The following is a 21,569-nucleotide window of genomic DNA, read 5'->3' on the forward strand; positions in this document are numbered from 1 at the left end:
GGCCTCTAACTGTTAGTATTGGCGCCACCGGAACCGCATCATCAGAGTGTAACCCCATGACAACCAAAGCCTTCGAAGCCCTGGCCTGCCCGTTAGACGGCGAGCCGCTATATCGAGAATCTTCTTCCTGGCGTTGCGCCAATGGCCATAACTTTGATGTGGCACGGCAGGGGTATGTGCATTTGTTACCGGTACAGAAGAAGCGCTCGAAAGACCCCGGTGACAGCAAGGAGATGGTTGCGGCCCGCCAGCGTTTTCTTGGGGCCGGTTATTACCAGCCGATAGCCGAGGCGGTTTCAGCAGCGGTTTTGAAGGATGTATCGGAAGGCAGTCACCTTGATTGCCTGGATGCTGGCTGCGGTGAAGGTTATTACCTGCGCCAGCTGGCGTCTGCAGCGGGTGGCCGGGTGTCACTGGCGGTGCTTGGGCTGGATATTTCCAAGTGGGCGGTTCTGGCTGCGGCCAGGAAGGATCGCGCGCCGAGCTGGGTGGTTGGCAGCAATGCCAATCTGCCGGTGCAGCCTGCGTCCCTGGACCGGGTGCTTTGCACGTTCGGCTTTCCGGTGTATTCCGAGTTTGCGCGGGTGCTGAAACCGGGCGGCAAGCTGATTCAGGTGGATGCCGGGCAGGATCATTTGCGGGAGCTGCGGGAGATAATTTATCCGCAGGTGCGTGCAGAGTCGAAAAAGGTGGATGAAGTGCCGGAAGGTTTCCGTCGAGTGGAAACGCAGGATTTGCGCTTCACCCTTCATCTGGAAGGTGCGGAGCCGATTGCTGACCTGCTGGCCATGACTCCCCACCTGTACCGCGCCAGTGCCGAGGGCAGGGCGCGGGCGGCACAACTGGACAGCATCTCCCTGACGGTCGATGTGTGCCTGCAAACCTTCGAGCGTTACGCCCCGGCAGGCTGATTGGCGCCGTCCATTCCCACACGGGTGCCACGGGCTTTCAGCCGGTAAAACTCTTCAACAATGCCGGCCATGGCTTCCGGGCAGTATTCCCGCAGGCCGCCCAGCATCAGGCGCTTGGATACTTCGCCGGCGGTTTTGCCGGATGATATCAGCTGATAGTCCAGGGTTACGTTGCCCCGTTTGCCCGCCACTTCCAGGTCGGCCTTGCTTACTTCCAGGTCCGGTTGCTGGAGTTCCAGCTGGTTCAGGGCCAGGCTCATGCTTTCGTACATCACCATCGGGCGATCCGGGTTAAACATCACCCCGTGGGATTCCATCAACGGCTTGAGGGTGTGAGGAAAGTTTTTGCCGGAAGCCGCCACGTAGCAGCGGGTAAATTCCTCGATGACCCGTTCATCGCGGGTAATGTCGCCGCTGCGGGTTACCTCCAGGTACACCTTGCCACCCTCATCGACCACTTCGATGGTGCCGCCGTTGTCGCTCTCGCGGAATTCCAGTGGAACCTCGGCGCCCAGGAGGTTGCGAAACCGGAAGGTCATGTTTTCAGACAGCCCGAAGCGGGACACCACAAGCGCGAACAGGAGGTCTCCGGGCACACAGAAACGCCGGGCATCCGGATCGTGGATGGGGTTGAAGTCGCCGGCCACTTCCTTGGCAAAGAAACTGGCCTGGGGTGCGGTAATAACGATGCGTCCGTCCTGGACGGAAAAGAACTGTTCTGAAAACATGCTTTGCCTTTTCTGATTTGCAGCAGCCGGGGGAATCTGGCCGATAGTACAATCCGCGGCCATTCTATGCCTCGCATGGCCAGACCGGTAGCCCGACCATGGTACTACGCAGGAACCGAGGGCACGAACCTCGGGAATCGGCGTCAGGCAATGTGCTCCATCAGTGTTTCCATTTCATGGGACAGCTGGTCGCTCAGTACATCCAGTGCGTTCATCAGGGTAGGGATCTGGTCGCGCTGGTTGGCCCGGTGCAGTTTGTCGATTTCCACGGCAATCTCGTGAACTTCCTGATGCAGTTTCCGGATGCCCTTCAGCCCGGGAAGTTCGGCGGACTGCTTGTCCAGCCAGCCGGCAAAGCCGCAATGATTATGATCGAGCTCCACACTTTTGTCGTTGCCTTCAAGATAGCTGCGGAAACGCTCGACCCAGGCCCGATGGTCGACCCCGGCATACAGGCTCGGCAAGGCCCGGCGTGAAACCGTGCGCAGGTTACGCCAGTTGGCTGGTGCACGCCATTGCGCGCGCCAGGGCAGGAAGTCATCTGCAGGCATTGGGCGGGCCACGCCGTAACCCTGGGCCAGGTCACAGCCTATGCGAAGCAGCATCTCTGCGTGTTCGAAGGTTTCCACGCCTTCGGCAATCAACTGGCGGTCCAGGGCGTCGGCCAGGCGCACGATGCCGTCCAGAATGGCCAGGTCTGCAGGGTCGCGCAGTATGCCCATGACAAAGCTCTGGTCGATCTTGACCACTTTGGCGGGCAAGCGTTTGAAGTAGGTCAGGGAAGAGTAGCCGGTGCCGAAATCATCGATGGCGATACTCACACCCAGTTGGCGGCAGCTGTCCAGAACCCGGGCAATCTGGCCCAGGTCACCCAGTGCTGCCGTTTCCAGAACCTCCAGCTCCAGCATGGCCGGGTCCAGGTCCGGCCATGATTTCAGCGCAGCAGCGAGGTGCTCCGGGAAGTTCGGGTCACGCAGTTCGATGGCGCTGATGTTAATGCTCAGGGGTACCCGCACCCCTTGCTCAAGCCATTCGTTCATTTTCGCCAGGGCGCTGTCCATTACCCAGCGGCCGATGTCGAGCATCAGCGGGGTGTTTTCGACCAGCCCGATAAAGGCTCCCGGTGCCAGTAACCCGCGCTCCGGATGTTGCCAGCGAAGCAGTGCTTCAGCACCAATCACTTCGCTGGTACGCATGTTTACCTTGGGCTGGTAATACAGGCATAGCTCATTGTTTTTGAGGGCCTGGTGCATGCGCTCGATGGTTTCGTGCTGGCTGCGCAGGCTCCGGTCCTGCTCGGTATCGAACAGGTGGAACCGGCTTTTGCCGGACAACTTGGCCTGGTACATGGCCTGGTCAGCCTGGCGGATCAGCTGGTCGCCACCGGAGATATCGGGTTGGGGATAGAACGTGACCCCCAGGCTGGCGCCGACCGTAACCGCCTTGTCTTTAAGCAGGATTGGCCTGGAAACGGCTTTCAGGAGTCGTTCCAGGTGGGTTTCGAAGTCTGAATCCGCAGACATGTCCATCAACACGGCCACGAACTCGTCGCCACCCAGCCGTGACAGAGTGTCTTCCTCCCGGAGTTCGTGACGCATCCGGCTGGCCACGGTGATCAGCACCTGGTCGCCGGCGGAGTGGCCATGGCTGTCATTCACGGCCTTGAAGCCGTCCAGGTCGAGGTACACCACTGCCAGGGAGCTTTGCCGTCTATCCACCATGGCCATAGCCTGGTTTAGCCGGTCGGCCAGCAGGGTGCGGTTGGGCAACCCGGTCAGCGCATCGTAATGGGCAAGGCGTTCGATTTCCTGCGCCTGCTGCTTGGCCTTGGTGATATCGGTGCTGATGCCCATCAGGCCGACAATGTGTTCGCTGCCGCCGTCTTCGTAGATCGGGGTTTTGATCTGCAGGAGTACAGCGCGCTCTCCCCGGATGTTGATTTCAACTTCTTCGGTAACCTTGGCGCCTCTTAACACCCTTTCATCGAGTGCCCTGATGCGTTCGATGCTCATGTTGTCGAACACTGGCTCGCCGTGGGTGCCCAAAAGCTCGTTACGGGACAACCCGAAGCGCGTTAAAGTTGCGCTGTTGGCGTAGGTGTAGCGAAGGTCCATATCCTTCATGAATACAAGGGTGTTCATCCGGTCCAGCGCATCCCGGAAGCGGCTGGCTTCAGTGAGCGCTTGCCTGAGCCTCAGCTCGGCTTCCTTTCTTTCAGTGATGCGGGTCAGGCTGCCGTACCAGATCACCGAGCCGTCCTCGGCTTTATGAGGCAGGGCGTTACCCAGTACCCAGTGCACGGATCCATCGGGGTGGATAACCCGGTATTCGTCTTGCCATACGGTCAGATTGGTTGCCGACTCCATGATGCTGTCACGCACGCTTTCTGCATCGTCCGGGTGCAGGGTTCTTAAAACCGGCTCACCATCGTGCTTGACTGTTGCCGGATCCAGCCCGTAAACGTCCTGCATGGCGCGGCTGGCGTAGGGGAAGCAGGAGCGGCCATCCGGAAACAGCTGATAGGTGTACACCATCCCCGGCACCCGGCCGGCAATGGTATCGAACTGGTTTGCCAGCTCCCGGAGGTCTTTGGTCAGCCGTTCGGCAATAGTGTTGGCTTTATGCTGGGTACGAACCAGGCTGAGATACAGGAAGAACACCAGAAGGCCCAGGGCAAGTACGCCCAAAGCTACGAGTATGACGGTCAGAAGGTAGGGTGCAGCCAGGTAATCGATCGGCGCAAACTGCAAAACCCAGGTTCTGTCGTTGAATCTGATCTCGTGTTGTAAGGATTTGTTGGTTTCAATCGCGGCTGGGAGGTTGCTGAACAGCAGGTTGTCCGGGCTGCTCTGTTCGTCGTAGATGCTCACGCCGATGGCTCGCCGTACGCCGGCCGGCGCTGCCCAGTCTTCCAGGATGCCTTCAAGCAGCTCGGTTACCCGGAATGCTCCGTAAACCCAGCCTGCAATCGCCTCGCGTCGCTGCTCCACGGAATCAATGTGCATATCATTCTTGTATACCGGCACATAGACAATAATGCCGGGTGCCCCCTGATTTCCGGTTTCCTGAACCAGGATCAGTTTTCCGGTGAGCGTGGCCTGTCCGCTATCCCTGGCCTGTACCATAGCGGCCTGCCTGGTCGGTTCGGAAAACATATCGTAGCCCAGTACCAGTCGGTTCTGTGGATCCATGGGCTCAAGGAAAACAATGCCGGTATAGAGGTCGCGGGGGCCGGAAGGATAGATCCGGTAATCAGGAAGGCCCTCTTCTTTGAGGCGTTGTTCGTGCTCGCGAAGTGATTCTGGCGGAACAATAACCGCGAAACCGAATCCTCGTACTCCGCTTACCGACTCCGCAACACCGAGTTTGTCGACAAAGCTGTACCAGTCTTCCCGGTTGACTCGGTTTGTACCGGCGAACAGGCCTGCACCGGCACGCAGCACCAGGGCATAGGCTTTCAGCCGTTCATTGATTTTTTCGGTGAGCTGGGAGGCGGCAAATTCCAGCTGTTGCTGGTCGCGCTGGATCAGGAAATCCCGCATCCAGAGCCCGCTGAGAGTCGTGGCGGCGAGCGTGATAACCAGAATAACCCAACCAGTGGCCGGTATCCTGGATAGAAGGCGCGGTGAGGGCATTCAGGTTCCTGCTATTGGTTGTCGATGCAACCGGTAATCATAGCCTGCCTGAATGCTTTGTGAGTAGGGGCCAGAACGCAAAAAAGGCAGCCGAAGCTGCCTTTTTCATATCGTAATGGGCTGTTATTTACAGACCAACTACGTTTTCCGCCTGAGGACCTTTCTGGCCCTGAGATACGGTAAATTCAACCTGCTGGCCTTCTGCCAGAGTCTTGAAGCCGCCGCCCTGAATGGAGCTGTAGTGAACAAAAACGTCCGGGCCGCCTTCACGAGTGATAAAACCAAAACCTTTAGCTTCGTTGAAGAACTTAACAGTACCGGTAACAGTAGACATATTTTACTATCCTGAATTCAATCATTTTATGTGCTGTCCAACATCGTTGTGAGGCGGGATCAGCGGTGTGCGGAAACAAAAAACTGGCGTGATCAAAAACAGGACGAGAACTACTTGCTACAACAGCGGTACGTCTTATTGATGAATGCTTTGCTAAATCTTTCCAACGCCCGCCACTTTACTCTTGCCAGCCCGGAATGCAAAGCTATTTTTTATAAGCAATAGCACTCATTAGAAAAAGTAACGGTTTCGGGAATTGTACTCATCGCCAAGGCCAGGAACACGTACAATACTGTAAGCCTTTCAATCCGGAGCCCAACGCTGATGCCGATGGACCCAAACGAAGAACGCCGCCTTGCCGCCCTGACCAGGCTGGGCATCCTGGATACGCCACCCGAGGAGCGGTTTGACCGCCTGGTGCGTATTGCCCGGAAGGTATACAACGTAAAAATTGCCCTGTTCTCGATTGTGGACGAGGAGCGCCAGTGGTTTAAGGCGAAAGACGGGCTGGAACCCCGGGAAACCCACCGTTCTTTTGCCTTTTGTGACCACGCCATCAGGCAGGAAAAGCCCTTTATTGTTGAAGATGCCAGCAAAGATCCGCGTTTTCGCAATAACCCGCTGGTAACAGGAGGGCCGCAAATCCGCTTCTATGCCGGTATTCCGGTCAGGGAGCCCGGGGGCTACAAGCTTGGCACTGTCTGCATTATTGACGACAAACCCAGGGACATCCGGGAAGTTGACCTGGATGTGCTTCGAACACTGGCCAGCCTGATTGAAGATGAACTGGAACGGGCCTATGCGGCAGTTAGTGGTGACGACGAGGTGCGTTTTACCCACATTACCCGGGCTATCCAGCGGGCGCAGAATGCCTTCCTGACCAATGACAGCGACCGGGCTGCCTTTGAATTGATGCTGTCGGATTTGCTGGCCATCACCGGCAGCCAGTTCGGCTTTATTGGTGAGGTGTTGCGAAAGGAAGACGACACGCCCTACCTGAAGGTTGAAGCCATCACCAATATTGCCTGGAGCCCGGAAACCCAGGGGCTATTCCAGCAGGTGGAGCGCAGGGGCATGTTGTTTGAGCGGCTCGACAACCTGTTGGGTGCGCCCATGGTGTCCGGTGCCGTGGTGGTGGCTCACGATTACAGCAGCGATCCCCGCAAAGGCGGCCTGCCTCCGGGGCACCCCCCGATCCGTTGCTACATTGGCATGCCGGTGTATTCCAAGAGTGAGATGATTGGCCTGGTGGGCCTGGCCAACCGCGATGCCGGTTATACCGAAGAAATGTCTGACCGGCTTGCACCCTTGTTGCAGACCGTGGGCACCTTGCTGGAGCGCAAGCGCCTGTACCGCGAGCGCCAGGAACATCAGACCAGCCTTGAGAAAGCCGCCAACTACGACGCACTGACCGGGCTGCCGAACCGCCGCAGGCTGACAGAGCTGTTTACCCAGGAACTGTACGAGGCGGACCAGCGTAAAGGCACGGTGTCGGTTTGTTTCCTGGACCTGGACGGGTTCAAGGAAATCAACGACGAGCACGGTCACTCCGTGGGCGATGCCGTGCTGCGGGCGGTAGCCGAACGCCTGAAAACCATTGTTCGCAGCCACGATGTGATTGCCCGGCTCGGTGGCGACGAGTTTGTGGCCATTTTGCGGGATGTGAATGACAGCCGCGTCTATTCCCGGATTCTGGAAGCCATCCGCCAGCCGGTGAATTACCGCCATTACGTGCTGCAGTTGTCCTGCAGTATGGGCATTACCGTATACCCGGATGACGATGTGGAACCGGACATGCTGCTCCGCCACGCAGACCAGGCTATGTATGCTGCCAAGGAGGCCGGTAAGAATGCCTTCAAGATGTTTGACCTTGAGTCACACTTTACCCGCAAGGAGCGGGTGAGGGTGCTCGAACAGATCGGGCCAGCGCTGGCCCGGGACGAGCTGGAGCTCTATTTCCAGCCCAAGGTGGACTTCAATCGCTGCACGGTTGAGGGGTTCGAGGCACTGATCCGCTGGAACCATCCGGACGACGGCCTGCTGCTGCCTTGTCGTTTTCTGGACCACATCGAGTACACGGAATACGCCAGCCAGGTTGGTCGGTTTGTACTCGGAGAGGCCATCAAGCGGTTGTTGTATTTTGATGAGCAGGGTTTGCCGTATTCAATCAGCGTAAACCTGAGCCCGTCCTATTTTCTGGGGCAAGCCTTCCTGCCTGACCTGAAAGCGGGGCTGGGGCAATTGCCGGACGGCATCCGGCACCGGCTCATACTGGAAGTGCTGGAAACCACGGCGCTGGATGATACCCGCAAAGTGATCGATATCCTGAAAGTCTGCCAGGCCATGGGCGTTGAGGTTTCCATGGATGATTTCGGCACCGGGTATTCGTCGCTCGATTATTTCCGCCGGTTGCCGGTGCAGGAAATCAAGATCGACCGCACGTTCGTTGGCGATATGGTGAGCGACCGGGAAGATGAAATGGTGGTTAAAGCCATTCTGGGCCTGTCGAAAAGCTTTGGCCGCCGGGTGATCGCTGAAGGGGTGGAAACCCGCGAAGTTCACGAACGGCTGGTGCGGCTCGGCTGCGATCTCGGGCAGGGCTATTTCTATGCCGAGCCTATGCCTTTTGACAACGCGTTGGAATGGGCCCGGAATTTCAGCTGGCCGGCAATGTAAAGGTTTGGCAAAAGCCTGACTTCGCTCTTTTTTTCGATGCGCGGCTTCTCTATGGTTGCCTCTGGTTGTTCATCCACGGAGAAGGTCAATGGCGTCTGGTTCCCCTAAGCGCGGAGTCAAATGGTTTGCAGTATTGCTGGTGGTTGCCGCTGCCGGGTTTGCTGCCTGGTGGTTTACCGGCGATGCCCGTAAAGCCCCCGAGCCCCTGAATACGGTTGAAGTCACCCGCGGTGACATCCAGCTGCTGGTCAGCGCCACCGGGGTGCTGGAGCCCAGTAACTATGTGGATGTGGGTGCACAGGTCTCGGGCCAGCTGGAAACCATCCATGTTCGTGTCGGCCAGAACGTCAAGGAAGGGGACTTGCTGGCGGAGATTGACCCTACGGTCTACACCGCGAAGGTAGACGCCACCCGGGCACAGCTGAAGAATCAGCAGGCCCAGATTGCCGACCGCAAGGCCCAGTTACGGCTTGCCGAAATCCAGTTCCAGCGCCAGCAGAACCTCTACCGGGAGGAAGCAACTACCCGGGAATCCCTGCAAACCGCCGAGGCAACCCTGGCCTCTGCAAAGGCCCAGCTGGCAATGCTGGAAGCCCAGATTGAACAGACCTCCTCAACCCTGCGTGCCGAAGAAGCCAATCTTGGCTACGCCCGAATCTATGCCCCCATGGACGGCACCGTGGTATCCATCGAAGCCCGCCAGGGCCAGACCCTGAACGCCAGCCAGACCGCGCCTGTACTCATGCGCATCGCCAACCTGGCCACCATGCGGGTGCGGGCCCAGGTTTCGGAAGCGGATATTGGCAAACTGGAACCGGGCATGCGGGTGTACTTCACCACCCTGGGAGACCCGGATTCCAGGTTATACGGCGAACTCGACTACATCGAACCGACACCGGAAGTCACCAATAACGTGGTGCTTTACAACGCCCTGTTTGAGGCAGAGAACCCGCAGGGCAAGTTATTGCCCAACATGACTGCCCAGGTGTTCTTTATCCAGAAAGAGGCCCTGAATGTATTGCGGGTGCCTGCCAGTGCGGTGCAGGGCAACACGGTGCAGGTTCTTGATGCTGCCGGCAATCCGCAAGCACAGACAGTCACCACCGGCATCTCTAACCGGGTGCAAACGGAAATTCTGAGCGGGCTGGAAGAGGGCCAGGAAGTGGTTCTGGTATCCCGCGATCCCCGCAGCGGTGCCGGCGGTAATCCGTCTTTCCGGGGCATGCTGAGATGACCGGCAATACCCCGCTGATCGAACTGAAAGGCATCACCCGCTCGTTCGGGCAAGGGGATCTGGCGGTGCCTGTGCTGAAGGGGATCGACCTGAAGATCTGGCCGGGCGAATTCGTGGCCATCATGGGCCCGTCCGGTTCCGGCAAGTCGACCCTGATGAACATTCTCGGATGCCTAGACCAGCCCAGTTCTGGTGAATACTGGTTTGACGGCCGGGATGTTTCGGCCCTCAGCCGGGATGAACTGGCGTTGCTGCGACGGGAAGCCTTTGGCTTTGTGTTCCAGAGTTACAACCTGTTGCCGGGTATAACGGCCCGGGAAAACGTGGAAATTCCGGCCATCTACGCGGGCATGGCTCCCGCCAGGCGCCACCAGCGGGCGGATGAACTGCTGACCGGGTTGGGGCTGGGCGAACGGCTGACCCATCGGCCGTCTGAGTTGTCCGGGGGCCAGCAACAGCGGGTATCCATTGCCCGGGCGTTGATGAACGGCGGCCAGATAATCTTTGCCGATGAACCCACCGGCGCCCTGGACAGCAAAAGCAGCCAGGAAGTGATCCGGTTGCTGACTGACCTGTCCGCCCAGGGGCACACGGTTATCCTGATTACCCATGACCAGGACGTAGCGGATGTGGCCCGGCGCCAGATCCACATTGCCGACGGCGAGGTGGTGCGGGATACCGGCGTGGAAACCACGACCAGAACGGCGCCGGTTATGGCCGCTAATATTCGCAACGGCGCTGTACTGAGCGATTGGCAGGAAGCCCTGAAAAGCGCCCTGCGGTCGCTTCGCAGCAACCTGTTCCGTACTGCGCTCACCTTGCTTGGCATTGTTATTGGCGTGGCGTCGGTCATCACCATGCTGGCCATCGGTGAAGGTGCCAAGAAAGATGTGGTCGATCGAATCAGTACCATGGGCAGCGATCTGTTGCTGGTTCGCCCCGGCGGCCCGGACCAGCGGGGAGGGCGCTGGTCTGTTACCACGCTGGTGGCAGATGACTATCGTGCAATCAACGAGATAGAAGGTGTTCTTGCCGCAATACCTGAACTGACGGGCGGCCAGACCTTACGCTACTCAAACCGGGATCACCAGGCGGAAATCAACGCCACCTCGTTCCAGTTCCCGGTGGCACGGCAGTGGCCGGTGGCGGAAGGCACCTTCTTCAGCGCACAGGATGAAGCCAACTATGCCGCCGTTGCGGTGCTGGGGACATCCACCGCACAGGTGTTGTTTCCGGATGAAAGTCCGTTGGGCAAGCACCTGATGGTGAACAACGTGTTGTTCCAGGTGATTGGCGTGATGGAGGAGAAAGGAGCATCCCCCATGGGCCAGGACCAGGACGAAGTGGTGTTTGTGCCCTATACCACCGGGAGCTTGCGGATTTTCGGGCAAACCCATCTCCGGAATATTACCGTAGCGGTGGCGGATATCGACCGCATGGCGGAGATTGAGGCCATCATCCACGATACCTTGCTGGCCCGCCATGGCGGTGTTGAAGACTTCACCATCCGCAACATGGCGTCGCTGATTGACACCATTTCTGAAACCCAGAACACGCTGACCTGGCTGTTGGGTTCTATTGCCGCCATCTCGCTGCTGGTGGGCGGCATTGGCGTGATGAACATCATGCTGGTGAGCGTGACCGAACGCACCCGGGAAATCGGGATCCGCATGGCAACCGGTGCCCGGGCCTGGAACATCCTGCAGCAGTTTCTGACGGAAGCCTGGCTGGTGTCAGCCATTGGCGGGCTGATCGGCGTGGGGCTGGGCATTGCCGCTACCCAGCTGATCGCCTCATTCGGTACGCCGGTGCATATGACGGTTCTGCCCATGGTGCTGGCGTTCAGTTGTGCCTTCGCCACCGGCCTGATTTTCGGTTTTCTGCCAGCCAGAAAGGCTGCACGGCTCGACCCTGTTCATGCGCTGGCTTCGGAGTAATGCCATGATCTTTCGCACTAGTCCCTTGTGGTCCGTTTTATTGCTGGCAGGCTGCGCCGGTTTCCAGCCCCAGCCTGTTGAGCAGCCGCTAACGCCACCCGCTCAATGGCACCAGGAAAAAAATGCGGGAGAAACGGTGAATGCTGACTGGTGGCAGGCCTTTGGTGACGAACAGCTGAACCGGTTGGTCAACCGTGCCTATGCCAACAATCCGGGCCTTGCCGCAACGGCACAGGCCGTTATCCAGGCGGACCTTCAGCTGCGTAATGCCGGGGCAGCACTGTTGCCAACAGTCGGCGCATCCGGCAGCGCCGGCAAGCAGGCCAGTCAGGCGTCGGGGCAGGACAGGGTAACCGGGGGCTCAACCAGCCTGGGTGTGTCTGTAGATTATGAAGTGGATCTTTGGGGCCGCTTGTCGGCCGCACAATCCGCGGCCCTGGCCGATTTTGAGGCTACCCGTTACGACTACGATGCTGCCAGGATAACCCTCGCCGCGTCTGTGGCCAGCACCTGGTTCGAATGGCAGGAGTTACAGCAGCGGGTTGAGGTAGCCCGAAAGAACCTGGAACTGGGCGAGCGGACGCTGAAACTGGTTGAGGCACGCTACCGAAACGGTGTGGCGGACCGTTCCGAGCTGTCACGGCAGCAAACGGCCGTGCTGAACCTCAAAAATGCCGTGCCTCCGCTGGAATACCAGGCCCGGCAGCGCCTGGCGGCACTTCGCCTGTTGACCGGTGACTATCCGTTCACCGAGGCTGGGCCTCGGGCCGCACTTCTGGATGTGTCTGTGCCGGCGATCGACCCTCAAACCCCCGCCAGTATCGTTACCCGCCGGCCGGACCTGGCTGCCGGGGAAGCGCGTTTAGCCGCCGCCAGCGCCAACATCGAGCAGGCCAGGGCCGCACTGCTGCCCTCCCTATCCCTGAGTGGTGCAGTGCGTGCGTCGACCGACAGCTTTTTCAGCCTGTCGGACCCGCTGCGAACGGCAAGCGCCGTGCTGGGGTTAAGCCAGACCCTGTTTGATGGCGGACAGCGCCGCAATACCGTGGAGATTTCCGAATCCCGCCGGGTTGCCTTGCTGGAAACCTACCGGGCCAGTTTATTGACGGCTTTCCAGGAAGTGGGCGATGCCCTGGATCGGGAAGCACTGTACAAAGGGCAGGAAACCCGGCTGCAAAGCATTCTGGAGCAGGCGGAAGAAACGTTGCGGTTAACGGAAATCCGCTACCGGGAAGGAGCGGATGACTTGCTCACCCTGCTCGAGAGCCAGCGCAGCGTATTCGATGCCCGCCAGCAACTGAGCCAGGTTCGGCTGAACCGGCTGATTGCCGCAGTGGATCTGTACAAGGCGCTGGGTGGCGGTTGGGAGCCTGAGGCATCCGGCCCTAAGGCCTGAGTTGCTGCTCGAGCCTTTCGTTCAGTTTGCGCCAGTGTTCAAGCTTTTCCGCATCACCGACCCGTTTGCGCACCCCGGACTGCTGGTTCAGCCATAAGCCTTCACCGTTAAAACTGTAAACCGGTTCCAGATCAGGGCGTTGCGACGCAGGCTTAATGTGATTTATCAGGTTGTCGAGAACCAGCGGCTCGGCATCAGGCGTCTTGTACCAGGCCAGCACCATGTGGGCCTGGTTAAGTTCCAGGGCTTTAACATAGACAATGCGCAGCTGTTCGTCGGGCACCCCCATGGCACGCAGGGTCAGGTACTTGGCGATGGAGAAATCCTCGCAGTCGCCGCCGTTGGTGGTCAGCAGTTCCACCGGGGTCGCCCAGTAGTCTTCCTCGCCCCAGTGGCTTTGGTCACTGACAAACTCCGCCCGGTTGAAAAAGGAGTTGACCAGGTGCAGCTTGCGATCGATGGGGGCGTTGATAGCCAGGCCATGCAGCCGTTGCCAGTTTTGTAACCGTTGCTGCGCTTCCAGGCCAAATTCCTGAAGCACGTAGTCCATCAAGCGATCGCTCAGATTAATGGCGCTTGCGAGGGAAATGCCGAGAATCACCGGCAACAGTAATGGGACCAGAAAGGAGCGGCGAACACGTTGAACGATGACCGCTGCCATGGCCGGCCTCAGTTGTTGTTCTGCAGGCGTTGTCGTAATTGCTCCAGCCGCTGGCGGATTTCCTCACGGCGCTGCTGGTCACTGGCGGAGCTGCTGTTATTGGCGGCGGGGCGGGGAGCTGCCTGGCGAACCGGCTGGGTCTCCATGGCGGGCTCCGGTTGGTTGGAACTGGCGACTTCAAAGCGGGTGCGGTCTTCGTTTTCCGGGAAGTAGAGGTTTTCCAGCTTGCCGGCCCGTTCGATAACAACCCGGTTGGCGAATACGGTACGGAGCCTGGCGTTGCCGGGTAATTCGTCACCCACCAGGTAGGCTTCGGTGTCGTTTTTGTCGTCTTCAATCAGGGCGCTGCCCGGGAAATCACCGTCTGCGGCCAGCACACCGCGCAGAGACAGCCGCAGGTTGGTTTCCGGCAGGTTTTCAGTATCGGTTACCGCCGGGCCATCGCCACTGGTGCGGGTGCCAAACAGCGAAAGGCTTGCCAGGTCAACGGCTGGCACTTCCGGACCACTGCTTTCGGGGCCATTTGCGGCCGTTGCTACCGGCGCAGCCTGGCGGGTTTCAGACTGCCAGAACCGGTAGCCTTGCCAGCCGGTGAGGGCGACCATGGCCAGTGCGGCTGCCAGCGCAAGTAACAGTGGAATCCTTCGGTCAAGTGCAAACATCGGCGTTCCTGATTGCGATAAAAGTCGAAAATCCTAAAAAGCCCACAGGTTATCAGACTGCAATGAATTAGTGGCAGTATAGTGTACAGAGTTGTTCAGTGGTTCCCATTCCTGTGGTACCTTTTCGGGCATTGCTGCCAGCGCCAGGAACCTGGCCTATAACAACAATCGTGACCTGACGGATTTAAACGAGGAAGAGCTTGACCACCGAGACCGAAATTCAGCCGCAGGATGCTCCGCTGGGCCGACTTCCCTTTACCTTTGCCAAGCGCAACGGGGTGATCCTTACCCGCAACGACGATGGCGAGGCGGTCATTCTGGTAAAACCGGGGGCTTCCCACACTGCGCTGGCCGAGGCCAACCGGATCAGTGGTGGCCGGGCCCGCTTTACCACTATTGAAGCTGACCGCTTTGACCAAGCGCTGAACGCGGCCTACCAGAATGATTCCGCCGAAGCCATGCAGATGGTCGAAGGCATCGGCGATGATATGGACCTGGCCTCGCTGGCCGATTCCGTGCCGGAAACCGAAGACCTGCTGGAGCAGGAAGACGACGCGCCGATTATCCGGCTGATCAACGCGATCCTCACCGAGGCGGTGAAAACCAATGCCTCGGACGTGCACATCGAAACCTACGAAAAGCAGCTGGTTGTGCGGTTCCGTATCGATGGCGTGTTACGGGAAGTGGTGCAGCCCAAGCGGGCCCTGGCGCCGTTGCTGGTGTCTCGTATCAAGGTTATGGCGAAGCTGGATATTGCCGAAAAGCGGGTGCCCCAGGATGGCCGTATTGCCCTTCGGGTAGCGGGCCGGGAAGTGGATATCCGGGTATCTACCATGCCGTCGTCCAGTGGCGAGCGGGTTGTGCTGCGTCTGCTCGACAAGCAGGCAGGCACCATTCGCCTTGAATCCCTCGGCATGGCCGGGCAGGATCTCAAGGTTCTGCGCAAGCTGATTCACCGGCCTTACGGCATCATGCTGGTCACCGGCCCGACGGGTTCCGGTAAATCCACTACGCTGTACGCCTCGCTGCAGGAAATTAACGACCGCACCCGCAATATTCTGACCGTTGAAGACCCCATCGAATACAATTTGCCGGGCATTGGCCAGACCCAGGTAAACCCCAAGGTTGATATGACCTTTGCCCGTGGCCTGCGTGCCATTCTCCGGCAAGATCCGGATGTGGTGATGATTGGTGAAATCCGGGACCTGGAAACCGCCGAGATCGCCGTGCAGGCGAGTTTGACCGGCCACCTGGTGCTGTCCACCCTGCACACCAACACCGCTGTAGGCGCCATCACCCGTTTGATGGACATGGGCATCGAGCCGTTCCTGATTTCCTCCAGCCTGGTGGGCATTGTCGCCCAGCGGCTGGTGCGAGTGCTGTGTACCCACTGCCGGGAGCCCTATATCCCGACTGAAGAGCATTGCCAGTTCCTGCAGCAGGACCCCGCCAATCCGCCAACGATTTTCCGCGCCAAGGGTTGCGAGCATTGCAACCAACTGGGCTACCGGGGGCGTATCGGTATCTATGAAGTGGTGGAAATAACGGAAGAGATCAGCAGCCTGATCCACAAACGGGCAGGGGAGCTCGACCTGGAGCGGGAAGCCCGGCTGCACAGCCCCAGCATTCATTCCGACGGCGTTCAGAAAATCCTGAATGGCGTAACCACCGTGGAAGAAGTTCTGCGCGTAACCCACCGGAGCCAGTAATCCATGCCAGCGTACGAATACAAGGCACTGGACCCTCGGGGCAAGCAGAAGCAAGGGGTATTGGAAGCGGACGCGCCCCGGGCGGTACGCCAGCAACTTCGCGAAAAAGGCTTTACGCCACTGGCGGTAACGCCGGCGGTCGAAAAACAGGCCCGCAACAACCCGCTGAGCAGTCGTGGTTCCCTGAGCGCGGCAGACCTTGCCCTGGTAACCCGGCAGCTGGCAACGCTGATTCAGTCGGGTATCCCCATCGAACAGGCCTTGAGTGCTGCCGCCCAGCAGTCCAACAAGCCTCGCATTCGCAGTATGCTCATCGCCATCCGGGCCAAGGTCATGGAAGGCTACACACTGGCGGACAGTTTCGGGGAGTTCCCCAAAGCCTTTCCCCGTTTGTACCGTTCAACAGTAGCTGCCGGTGAACATGCCGGGCACCTGGACCTGGTACTGAACCGGCTTGCGGACTACACCGAAAGCCGCCAGGAAGCGCGACAGAAAATCCAGCTGGCAGCCATCTATCCGATCATTCTGAGTGTGGTGGCCATCGCCATTGTGGTGTTTCTGCTCACCTACGTGGTGCCGGATATCATCGAAGTATTCCTCAAGCAGGGCCAGGACCTGCCGGGGCTGACGGTAGCGATGCTGTCGGTTTCGGAATTTCTCGGCTCTTACGGTGTCTATCTTCTGATACTGCTGGTGATTGCCATCATCGGCTTCCGGGTGGCGCTCACCAAGCCGGCATTCCGGATGAAATTCCACAAGCAGCTGCTGCACTTGCCGCTGTTTGCCGGCATGGTTCGGGGCGTTAATACGGCGCGCTATGCCAGCACACTCAGCATTCTGACGACCAGTGGCGTGCCCCTGGTCGAAGCCATGAAAATCGCCGGCGAGGTGTTATCCAACGATTACCTGCGCCGGGAACTGCGGGAAGCAGCACGAAAGGTCAGTGAAGGTGGCTCGCTACACCGCTCGCTGGACCAGACCGGCTATTTCCCGCCCATGATGTTGCACATGATTGCCAGTGGCGAGGCCAGTGGTGAGCTCGACAGCATGCTCGAGCGCACCGCGCGGATGCAGGAGAACACGCTGCAGTCCAAGATTGCCGCGATTGTCGGGTTATTCGAGCCACTGATGCTGCTGGTGATGGGCGTGGTGGTACTGATTATCGTACTGGCCATCATGCTGCCGATTCTTAACATGAGTAACCTGGTGGGCTGACAGCCCCACCGCACAGAAGTAAAACAGGGAAAACACAGGTCTGACATGAGTGAAACTATGAAAAACATCGACAACGCCAACATTGCACGCAGCCGGGGCTTCACCCTGATTGAAATCATGGTGGTTATGGTCATCCTGGGCTTGCTGGTGGCCATCGTGGCGCCGAACATCATGGGCCGCAGTGACCAGGCCAAGGTAACCGTTGCCGAAACCCAGTTGAGCAACATTGCCAATGCACTCGACCTGTACCGTCTGGATAACAGCCATTACCCGTCTACCCAGCAGGGCCTGGAAGCACTGGTGAGCAAGCCCAGTGGCAGCCCGGAACCGAAGAACTGGAATGCCGACGGTTACCTGAAGGGCGTGCCGGAAGATCCCTGGGGCAACCAGTACCAGTACGTGAGCCCGGGCCGGGAAGGCCCCTATGATCTGTACTCCTACGGTTCTGACGGCAACGAAGGCGGTGAGGGCGATGCGGCCGATATCAGCGCCTGGAACACCGGGAAGTAAGCGATTGTGCGCAACAGGGCGAACCAAGCCGGCTTTACGCTGATCGAAATACTGGTTGTCCTGATTATTGTCGGGCTGCTGGCAGCCCTTGCCGTGTTCAATATGGCCGGCAGCTCCCAGCAGCGCGAACTGGAAAGCCAGGTAAGGGACCTTTACCTGTTGATGCAGACCGCCTCGGAGCAGGCGGTTCTGAACAATCTGGAGCTGGGCTTGTTGTTTGAGGAAGACGGCTACCGCTTTGTCGCCTTCCAGGACGAATCCGGGGAATGGAAACCACCTGCCGAGCGCATGTACCGCAAACGAACCCTGCCGGAATGGCTGACGGTTACCCAATACGTCGAGAACGACGCCCCGCGCCTGACCAGTGCCGAAGATGAACTCCGGCCAGACCTTGTGTTCTTCTCCAGTGGCGAAACCACGCCGTTCGAAATCGAATTTACCATGGGCCGTGAGACCGACAGCATGCATGTGCTTGCCTCTGACGGCATTTCGCCTATGGAATGGCGACAGCCGGGTGCCGGGGAAGACGAATGGTAAACCGGAATCGTGGCTTTACCTTGCTGGAAGTGCTGGTGGCGCTGCTGGTGTTCGGCCTGATTGCCACGGCCGCAGCGGAGGTGGGTAGCAATTATATTTCCAGCTTCGAGCGGGTGCGGGACAAAACCCTGGCCGGCTGGCTGGCCGAGAACCGCGTGAATGAACTGCGCCTGCAGGAACAGCTACCGGATATCTCGGATAACTCTGAGGATACCGACTACGGCAACTACCGCTGGCGGGTAACTACCGTGGTGCTGGGTACCGCCGAGCCGACCATGCGCCGGGTGGAAGTGACCGTGGCCAAGTACCCGGATGGCCAGAGCGAGCCGTTTTCTGTGCATACACTCTCTGCCTTTCTGGGGGAGAAATGACGCCGCTTAAAGAACCGGTGCTGCCGCACCAGCAGGGCTTCACCCTGATGGAAGTGCTGATTGCCGTCACCATTACGGCGGTCATTGGCCTTGGCGTGTGGCAGGTGGTGAACGGCGTAGTCAATTCCCGGGACCGGGTGAACGAGCTTGCCGAGCAGTTCGATGGCTTGCAGAAGGCCATGTTGCTGCTGGAACGGGATATCACCCAGGTTGTTAACCGGCCGGTACGGGATGTGTACGGCGACTTTTCACCCGCTCTCACCACCCGGGACGACGCCTTTGCCCTGATGATTACCCGGCAGGGCTGGCGCAATCCCCTGGGGCTGCGGCGCAGTGGTCTGCAGCGGTCTGCCTGGGAGTTTACCGGTAGCGAACTGCGCCGGCGTTACTGGCCGGTGGTGGATGAAGGCCAGGAGGATTCCAGCCGGGACCTGCTGCTGCTTGAGAACGTGACCGAATTCGAAATCCGTTTTATCGATGCCGACGGTAACCGCCATGAACAATGGCCGGATGACGAAGCCCTGGCGGGTTTGTCTCCGGGTGCCCGGCCCGATATTGCCTTGCCCCGGGGCATGGAAGTTACCCTGGAGCACGAGCGCTTTGGTGAACTGGTGAGAACTTTTACCCTGCCGGATTTTGATCCCCAGCAAGCCCAGGGCGTGATCAACCAGCAACTTGAAGCCGCAGAGTCCGACACGGATGAAGAGGAAGCGGAAGAGCAGGCCACTGCCCAACCAGGAGTAGGTAGTTGATGTCGGCCCGGAACCAGAAAGGCGTGGCGCTGATCATGGTGCTGCTGGCCATGGCCCTGGTGGTCATGCTGGCCTCCGGTATGACCCGTCAGCAAAGCCTTCGGGTCTTCAAGGCCGGCCACTACCTGGCCCAGCAGCAAGGTTACAACATTGCCCTCGGCGCCGAGGAATTCGCCCGCCGGATCCTGGTGAGGGATTTCGAGGAAGACCGGGAAAACAGCCTGATGGTCGACAGCCCCGACGAGTTCTGGGCCATGAACGCTGCCATACTGCCGCTGGATGAAAACGGTGTGGCTGAAGTTCAGATTGACGACCTGGGTGGGCGCATAAACCTGAACGACCTGGTGACCACCAACGGGCAGGTGGATACACTCACCAAAGACCGCCTGACCCGGCTGTTCGTAGCCCTGGGGATTACCGGGCTGAACGTTGATGCGCTGATTGACTGGATTGATTCGGACGACCAGACCGTGAGCGCCTACGGTGCCGAAGATGGCCAGTACCTGATGGCCGATCAACCGTTCCGAACCGCAAACCAGCCCTTTGTCTCTATCACCGAATTGCGGCTGATCGAGGGCATGACCGAAGAAATCTATGTGGCATTAAGGCCCCATGTGACAGCGGTTCCGGTCAGTGGAATTGGTATCAATGTAAACTCGGCTACGGTGCCGGTGCTGATGTCGCTGCATAATGAGCTGAACGAGGCCCAAGCGCAGTCTATCGTGGCCCAGCGCGAAGAGGAGCGATTCGAGGATGTCCAGGATTTTCTCGCACTATCCGAGTTTTCCGGCCTCGGCCTGAAGCCCGCCGGCCTTACGCTGCAAACGCGGTTTTTTGAAGTTGTATCACGGATTACCTACGATAATCGTGTCGTTAATATGGTCAGTACGGTGTTTCGCAATCCCGAGGGTGAAGTCCGGACAGTTCACAGGGATACCGGACAGAAAAACCGGATCACAAAAGAACCCTTTACGTTCTCAGAAGGATAACCATGTCTTACCGCCTGTATGCACGGCCGTTGCCGCCGTTTGCGGATCCGGAGCAGAATCCGGACGCCCAGCTGTTTGACTGGGTTCTGCAGGATGCCAGTGGTGATACCCAGGCCCATGGCGAGGCCAGCACCCGCGCACACATCGAGCAGACCCTGGCGCAGAACGCGCTGGAAAAAGTCATTCTCATCGGGCTGATTCCCGGTGATGAGACCACCTTCTGTGTGGCGGATATCCCCGCCAGGCAGAGCCGTTTTATACAGCAGGCTCTGCCGTTTGCGGTAGAAGAACAGGTGGCGCAGGACATCGAAACGGTGCACCTGGCCCTCGGCCGCCACACGCCGGACGGCTACCAGGTAGCGGCTATCGACAATCTGCAAATGGCGCGCTGGCAGCAACTGTTCAGCGGTTGGCAACACGTCCGCCTGGATGCCATCTATCCGGATGCGGCACTGCTGCCAGCCACCGAGGGAGGCTGGAGCCTGTGCCTGGATGGCGAGTCTGTGATGCTGCTGAGCCAGCGTGGCGAATGGCTGCGCATGCAGGCCGACAACCTTCCACTGTTTGCCATGACCATGGCGACGCCGTCGGAAGACGAGGTAGTGGCGGAAATTCCGGTACAGGTGTTTGGCACTGAAACAGACCTGGACAGCTGGCAGGGCGCAATCAGTGAATTCTCCGGCAGCAGTGGCCGGTTGCAGGTACAAACCAAACCATTGGAATTCTCGGTGCTGGAACTGCTGGCCTGGGCTCACCATCAACACCTGTCCCAGCCGGTCAACCTTTGCCAGGGTGCGTTTTCTGTAAAGACCTCCGGTGCCAGCCCGCTCAAGCCCTGGAAGCCGCTGATTGCGGTTGCCGCCGTCTGGTTTGTGGTTCAGGTCGCACTGGAGGTGGGTATGGGCTTCTATCACCAGCAAAAGGCTGAGGAACTGCAGGGTCAGGCCATGGCGGTCTACCGGGAAGCCTTTCCTGGCGACCGGCGAACCCATGCCGGCAATGTGCGCCGGGTGATTGAAGGCCAGTTGCGGGTTGCGGGGTCGGGTAGCCAGGATGTTGATTTCATCACGCTGATGAAATTTACCGGTGACCAGTACAGCCGTGTACCGAATGCCAGCGCCATCACCTTTAACTCCATCAACTACAGCCGAACCCGTGGCGAGTTGGTGGTGGATGTGCGGGCCGACAACTACGACCGCCTGAGCCGTTTGCGTAACGGCCTGGCCAATCAGGGGCTGCAGGCCCAGATTGGCTCGGTGGTGAATGAAGCAACAGGCGCCCGTGGCCGGCTGACTGTTTCCGGAGGTTAAGA

General features: G+C 59.0%; 18 protein-coding genes. 13 read left to right on the forward strand and 5 right to left on the reverse strand.

Translation table 11 applies throughout. The features are described 5' to 3' along the window. The first annotated feature begins 56 nt into the window (after positions 1-56). Positions 57-911, forward strand: coding sequence for a putative RNA methyltransferase (locus B9Q17_RS09990; RefSeq protein ID WP_022988977.1), 855 nt, complete (start codon positions 57-59; stop codon positions 909-911). On the opposite strand, the gene B9Q17_RS09995 is transcribed toward B9Q17_RS09990, so the two are convergent. The 3 genes from B9Q17_RS09995 to B9Q17_RS10005 all read right to left on the reverse strand — a co-directional run bounded on the left by B9Q17_RS09995 (position 893) and on the right by B9Q17_RS10005 (position 5,608). Continuing rightward, complete coding sequence (locus B9Q17_RS09995) at positions 893-1,639, reverse strand: DUF3581 family protein (protein ID WP_094625106.1); 747 nt, start codon at positions 1,637-1,639, stop codon at positions 893-895. The two genes, B9Q17_RS09990 and B9Q17_RS09995, sit on opposite strands and share 19 nt — an antisense overlap. A gap of 143 nt (positions 1,640-1,782) precedes the next feature. Beyond that, positions 1,783-5,274 (reverse strand): EAL domain-containing protein, encoded by a 3,492-nt coding sequence (locus tag B9Q17_RS10000; protein WP_094625107.1) that lies wholly within the window; start codon positions 5,272-5,274, stop codon positions 1,783-1,785. A gap of 127 nt (positions 5,275-5,401) precedes the next feature. After that, complete coding sequence (locus B9Q17_RS10005; RefSeq protein WP_022988980.1) at positions 5,402-5,608, reverse strand: cold-shock protein; 207 nt, start codon at positions 5,606-5,608, stop codon at positions 5,402-5,404. 324 nt (positions 5,609-5,932) lie between these two features. On the opposite strand from B9Q17_RS10005, the gene B9Q17_RS10010 reads away from it, so the two are divergent. The 4 genes from B9Q17_RS10010 to B9Q17_RS10025 all read left to right on the forward strand — a co-directional run bounded on the left by B9Q17_RS10010 (position 5,933) and on the right by B9Q17_RS10025 (position 12,851). Further along, positions 5,933-8,284 (forward strand): sensor domain-containing phosphodiesterase, encoded by a 2,352-nt coding sequence (locus B9Q17_RS10010; protein ID WP_094625108.1) that lies wholly within the window; start codon positions 5,933-5,935, stop codon positions 8,282-8,284. An 88-nt stretch (positions 8,285-8,372) separates the two neighbouring features. Further along, positions 8,373-9,518 (forward strand): efflux RND transporter periplasmic adaptor subunit, encoded by a 1,146-nt coding sequence (locus tag B9Q17_RS10015; protein ID WP_094625109.1) that lies wholly within the window; start codon positions 8,373-8,375, stop codon positions 9,516-9,518. Beyond that, positions 9,515-11,455, forward strand: a complete 1,941-nt coding sequence (locus tag B9Q17_RS10020) for a MacB family efflux pump subunit (protein WP_094625110.1) — start codon at positions 9,515-9,517, stop codon at positions 11,453-11,455. Before B9Q17_RS10015 ends, B9Q17_RS10020 begins: the two co-directional genes overlap by 4 nt. Before the next feature lie 4 nt (positions 11,456-11,459). Next, a complete protein-coding gene (locus tag B9Q17_RS10025; protein ID WP_094625144.1) occupies positions 11,460-12,851 on the forward strand; it encodes an efflux transporter outer membrane subunit in 1,392 nt (463 codons plus the stop codon). Here B9Q17_RS10025 and B9Q17_RS10030 read toward each other — a convergent pair. After that, on the reverse strand, positions 12,841-13,512 hold the full coding sequence (locus B9Q17_RS10030; protein ID WP_094625111.1) for a transglutaminase-like cysteine peptidase: 672 nt from the start codon (positions 13,510-13,512) through the stop codon (positions 12,841-12,843). The two genes, B9Q17_RS10025 and B9Q17_RS10030, sit on opposite strands and share 11 nt — an antisense overlap. Before the next feature lie 8 nt (positions 13,513-13,520). Then, positions 13,521-14,174 carry a type II secretion system protein N gene (locus B9Q17_RS10035; protein WP_094625112.1) on the reverse strand — a complete coding sequence of 218 codons (654 nt, stop codon included), beginning with the start codon at positions 14,172-14,174 and terminating at the stop codon, positions 13,521-13,523. A 200-nt stretch (positions 14,175-14,374) separates the two neighbouring features. Here B9Q17_RS10035 and gspE point away from each other — a divergent pair, with 200 nt between their 5' ends. The 8 genes from gspE to gspL are packed head-to-tail and all read left to right on the forward strand — an operon-like array spanning position 14,375 to position 21,567. Beyond that, positions 14,375-15,883 carry a type II secretion system ATPase GspE gene (gene gspE / locus B9Q17_RS10040; RefSeq protein ID WP_022988987.1) on the forward strand — a complete coding sequence of 503 codons (1,509 nt, stop codon included), beginning with the start codon at positions 14,375-14,377 and terminating at the stop codon, positions 15,881-15,883. A 3-nt stretch (positions 15,884-15,886) separates the two neighbouring features. After that, positions 15,887-17,098, forward strand: a complete 1,212-nt coding sequence (gspF, locus tag B9Q17_RS10045) for a type II secretion system inner membrane protein GspF (RefSeq protein WP_022988988.1) — start codon at positions 15,887-15,889, stop codon at positions 17,096-17,098. Positions 17,099-17,155: 57 nt separating this feature from the next. After that, the gene (gene gspG, locus B9Q17_RS10050) at positions 17,156-17,608 is read left to right on the forward strand and encodes a type II secretion system major pseudopilin GspG (protein WP_058340998.1); all 453 of its coding nucleotides are present in this window, start codon (positions 17,156-17,158) and stop codon (positions 17,606-17,608) included. A gap of 6 nt (positions 17,609-17,614) precedes the next feature. Then, on the forward strand, positions 17,615-18,145 hold the full coding sequence (gene gspH / locus B9Q17_RS10055) for a type II secretion system minor pseudopilin GspH (protein ID WP_094625113.1): 531 nt from the start codon (positions 17,615-17,617) through the stop codon (positions 18,143-18,145). Further along, positions 18,139-18,516: a type II secretion system minor pseudopilin GspI gene (gene gspI / locus B9Q17_RS10060; RefSeq protein WP_058340963.1), complete on the forward strand. Its 378-nt coding sequence runs from the start codon at positions 18,139-18,141 to the stop codon at positions 18,514-18,516. The genes gspH and gspI overlap by 7 nt, the downstream gene beginning before the upstream one ends. Then, positions 18,513-19,268, forward strand: a complete 756-nt coding sequence (gene gspJ, locus B9Q17_RS10065) for a type II secretion system minor pseudopilin GspJ (protein WP_094625114.1) — start codon at positions 18,513-18,515, stop codon at positions 19,266-19,268. Before gspI ends, gspJ begins: the two co-directional genes overlap by 4 nt. After that, positions 19,268-20,257 carry a type II secretion system minor pseudopilin GspK gene (gene gspK / locus B9Q17_RS10070; RefSeq protein ID WP_094625115.1) on the forward strand — a complete coding sequence of 330 codons (990 nt, stop codon included), beginning with the start codon at positions 19,268-19,270 and terminating at the stop codon, positions 20,255-20,257. The genes gspJ and gspK overlap by 1 nt, the downstream gene beginning before the upstream one ends. 2 nt (positions 20,258-20,259) lie before the next feature. Then, positions 20,260-21,567 carry a type II secretion system protein GspL gene (gspL, locus tag B9Q17_RS10075; RefSeq protein WP_094625116.1) on the forward strand — a complete coding sequence of 436 codons (1,308 nt, stop codon included), beginning with the start codon at positions 20,260-20,262 and terminating at the stop codon, positions 21,565-21,567. Positions 21,568-21,569: the final 2 nt, after the last annotated feature.

Origin of the sequence: Marinobacter vinifirmus (assembly GCF_002258215.1) — a bacterium.
Classification (GTDB): Bacteria; Pseudomonadota; Gammaproteobacteria; order Pseudomonadales; family Oleiphilaceae; genus Marinobacter; species Marinobacter vinifirmus.

Excerpts from the sequence above, each read along its gene's own strand:
- B9Q17_RS09990 (WP_022988977.1), top strand. The coding sequence starts at position 57 with ATGACAACCAAAGCCTTCGAAGCCCTGGCCTGCCCGTTAGACGGCGAG.
- B9Q17_RS09995 (WP_094625106.1), bottom strand. The coding sequence starts at position 1,639 with ATGTTTTCAGAACAGTTCTTTTCCGTCCAGGACGGACGCATCGTTATT.
- B9Q17_RS10000 (WP_094625107.1), bottom strand. The coding sequence starts at position 5,274 with ATGCCCTCACCGCGCCTTCTATCCAGGATACCGGCCACTGGTTGGGTT.
- B9Q17_RS10005 (WP_022988980.1), bottom strand. The coding sequence starts at position 5,608 with ATGTCTACTGTTACCGGTACTGTTAAGTTCTTCAACGAAGCTAAAGGT.
- B9Q17_RS10010 (WP_094625108.1), top strand. The coding sequence starts at position 5,933 with ATGCCGATGGACCCAAACGAAGAACGCCGCCTTGCCGCCCTGACCAGG.
- B9Q17_RS10015 (WP_094625109.1), top strand. The coding sequence starts at position 8,373 with ATGGCGTCTGGTTCCCCTAAGCGCGGAGTCAAATGGTTTGCAGTATTG.
- B9Q17_RS10020 (WP_094625110.1), top strand. The coding sequence starts at position 9,515 with ATGACCGGCAATACCCCGCTGATCGAACTGAAAGGCATCACCCGCTCG.
- B9Q17_RS10025 (WP_094625144.1), top strand. The coding sequence starts at position 11,460 with ATGATCTTTCGCACTAGTCCCTTGTGGTCCGTTTTATTGCTGGCAGGC.
- B9Q17_RS10030 (WP_094625111.1), bottom strand. The coding sequence starts at position 13,512 with ATGGCAGCGGTCATCGTTCAACGTGTTCGCCGCTCCTTTCTGGTCCCA.
- B9Q17_RS10035 (WP_094625112.1), bottom strand. The coding sequence starts at position 14,174 with ATGTTTGCACTTGACCGAAGGATTCCACTGTTACTTGCGCTGGCAGCC.
- gspF (WP_022988988.1), top strand. The coding sequence starts at position 15,887 with ATGCCAGCGTACGAATACAAGGCACTGGACCCTCGGGGCAAGCAGAAG.
- gspG (WP_058340998.1), top strand. The coding sequence starts at position 17,156 with ATGAAAAACATCGACAACGCCAACATTGCACGCAGCCGGGGCTTCACC.
- gspI (WP_058340963.1), top strand. The coding sequence starts at position 18,139 with ATGGTAAACCGGAATCGTGGCTTTACCTTGCTGGAAGTGCTGGTGGCG.
- gspJ (WP_094625114.1), top strand. The coding sequence starts at position 18,513 with ATGACGCCGCTTAAAGAACCGGTGCTGCCGCACCAGCAGGGCTTCACC.
- gspK (WP_094625115.1), top strand. The coding sequence starts at position 19,268 with ATGTCGGCCCGGAACCAGAAAGGCGTGGCGCTGATCATGGTGCTGCTG.
- gspL (WP_094625116.1), top strand. The coding sequence starts at position 20,260 with ATGTCTTACCGCCTGTATGCACGGCCGTTGCCGCCGTTTGCGGATCCG.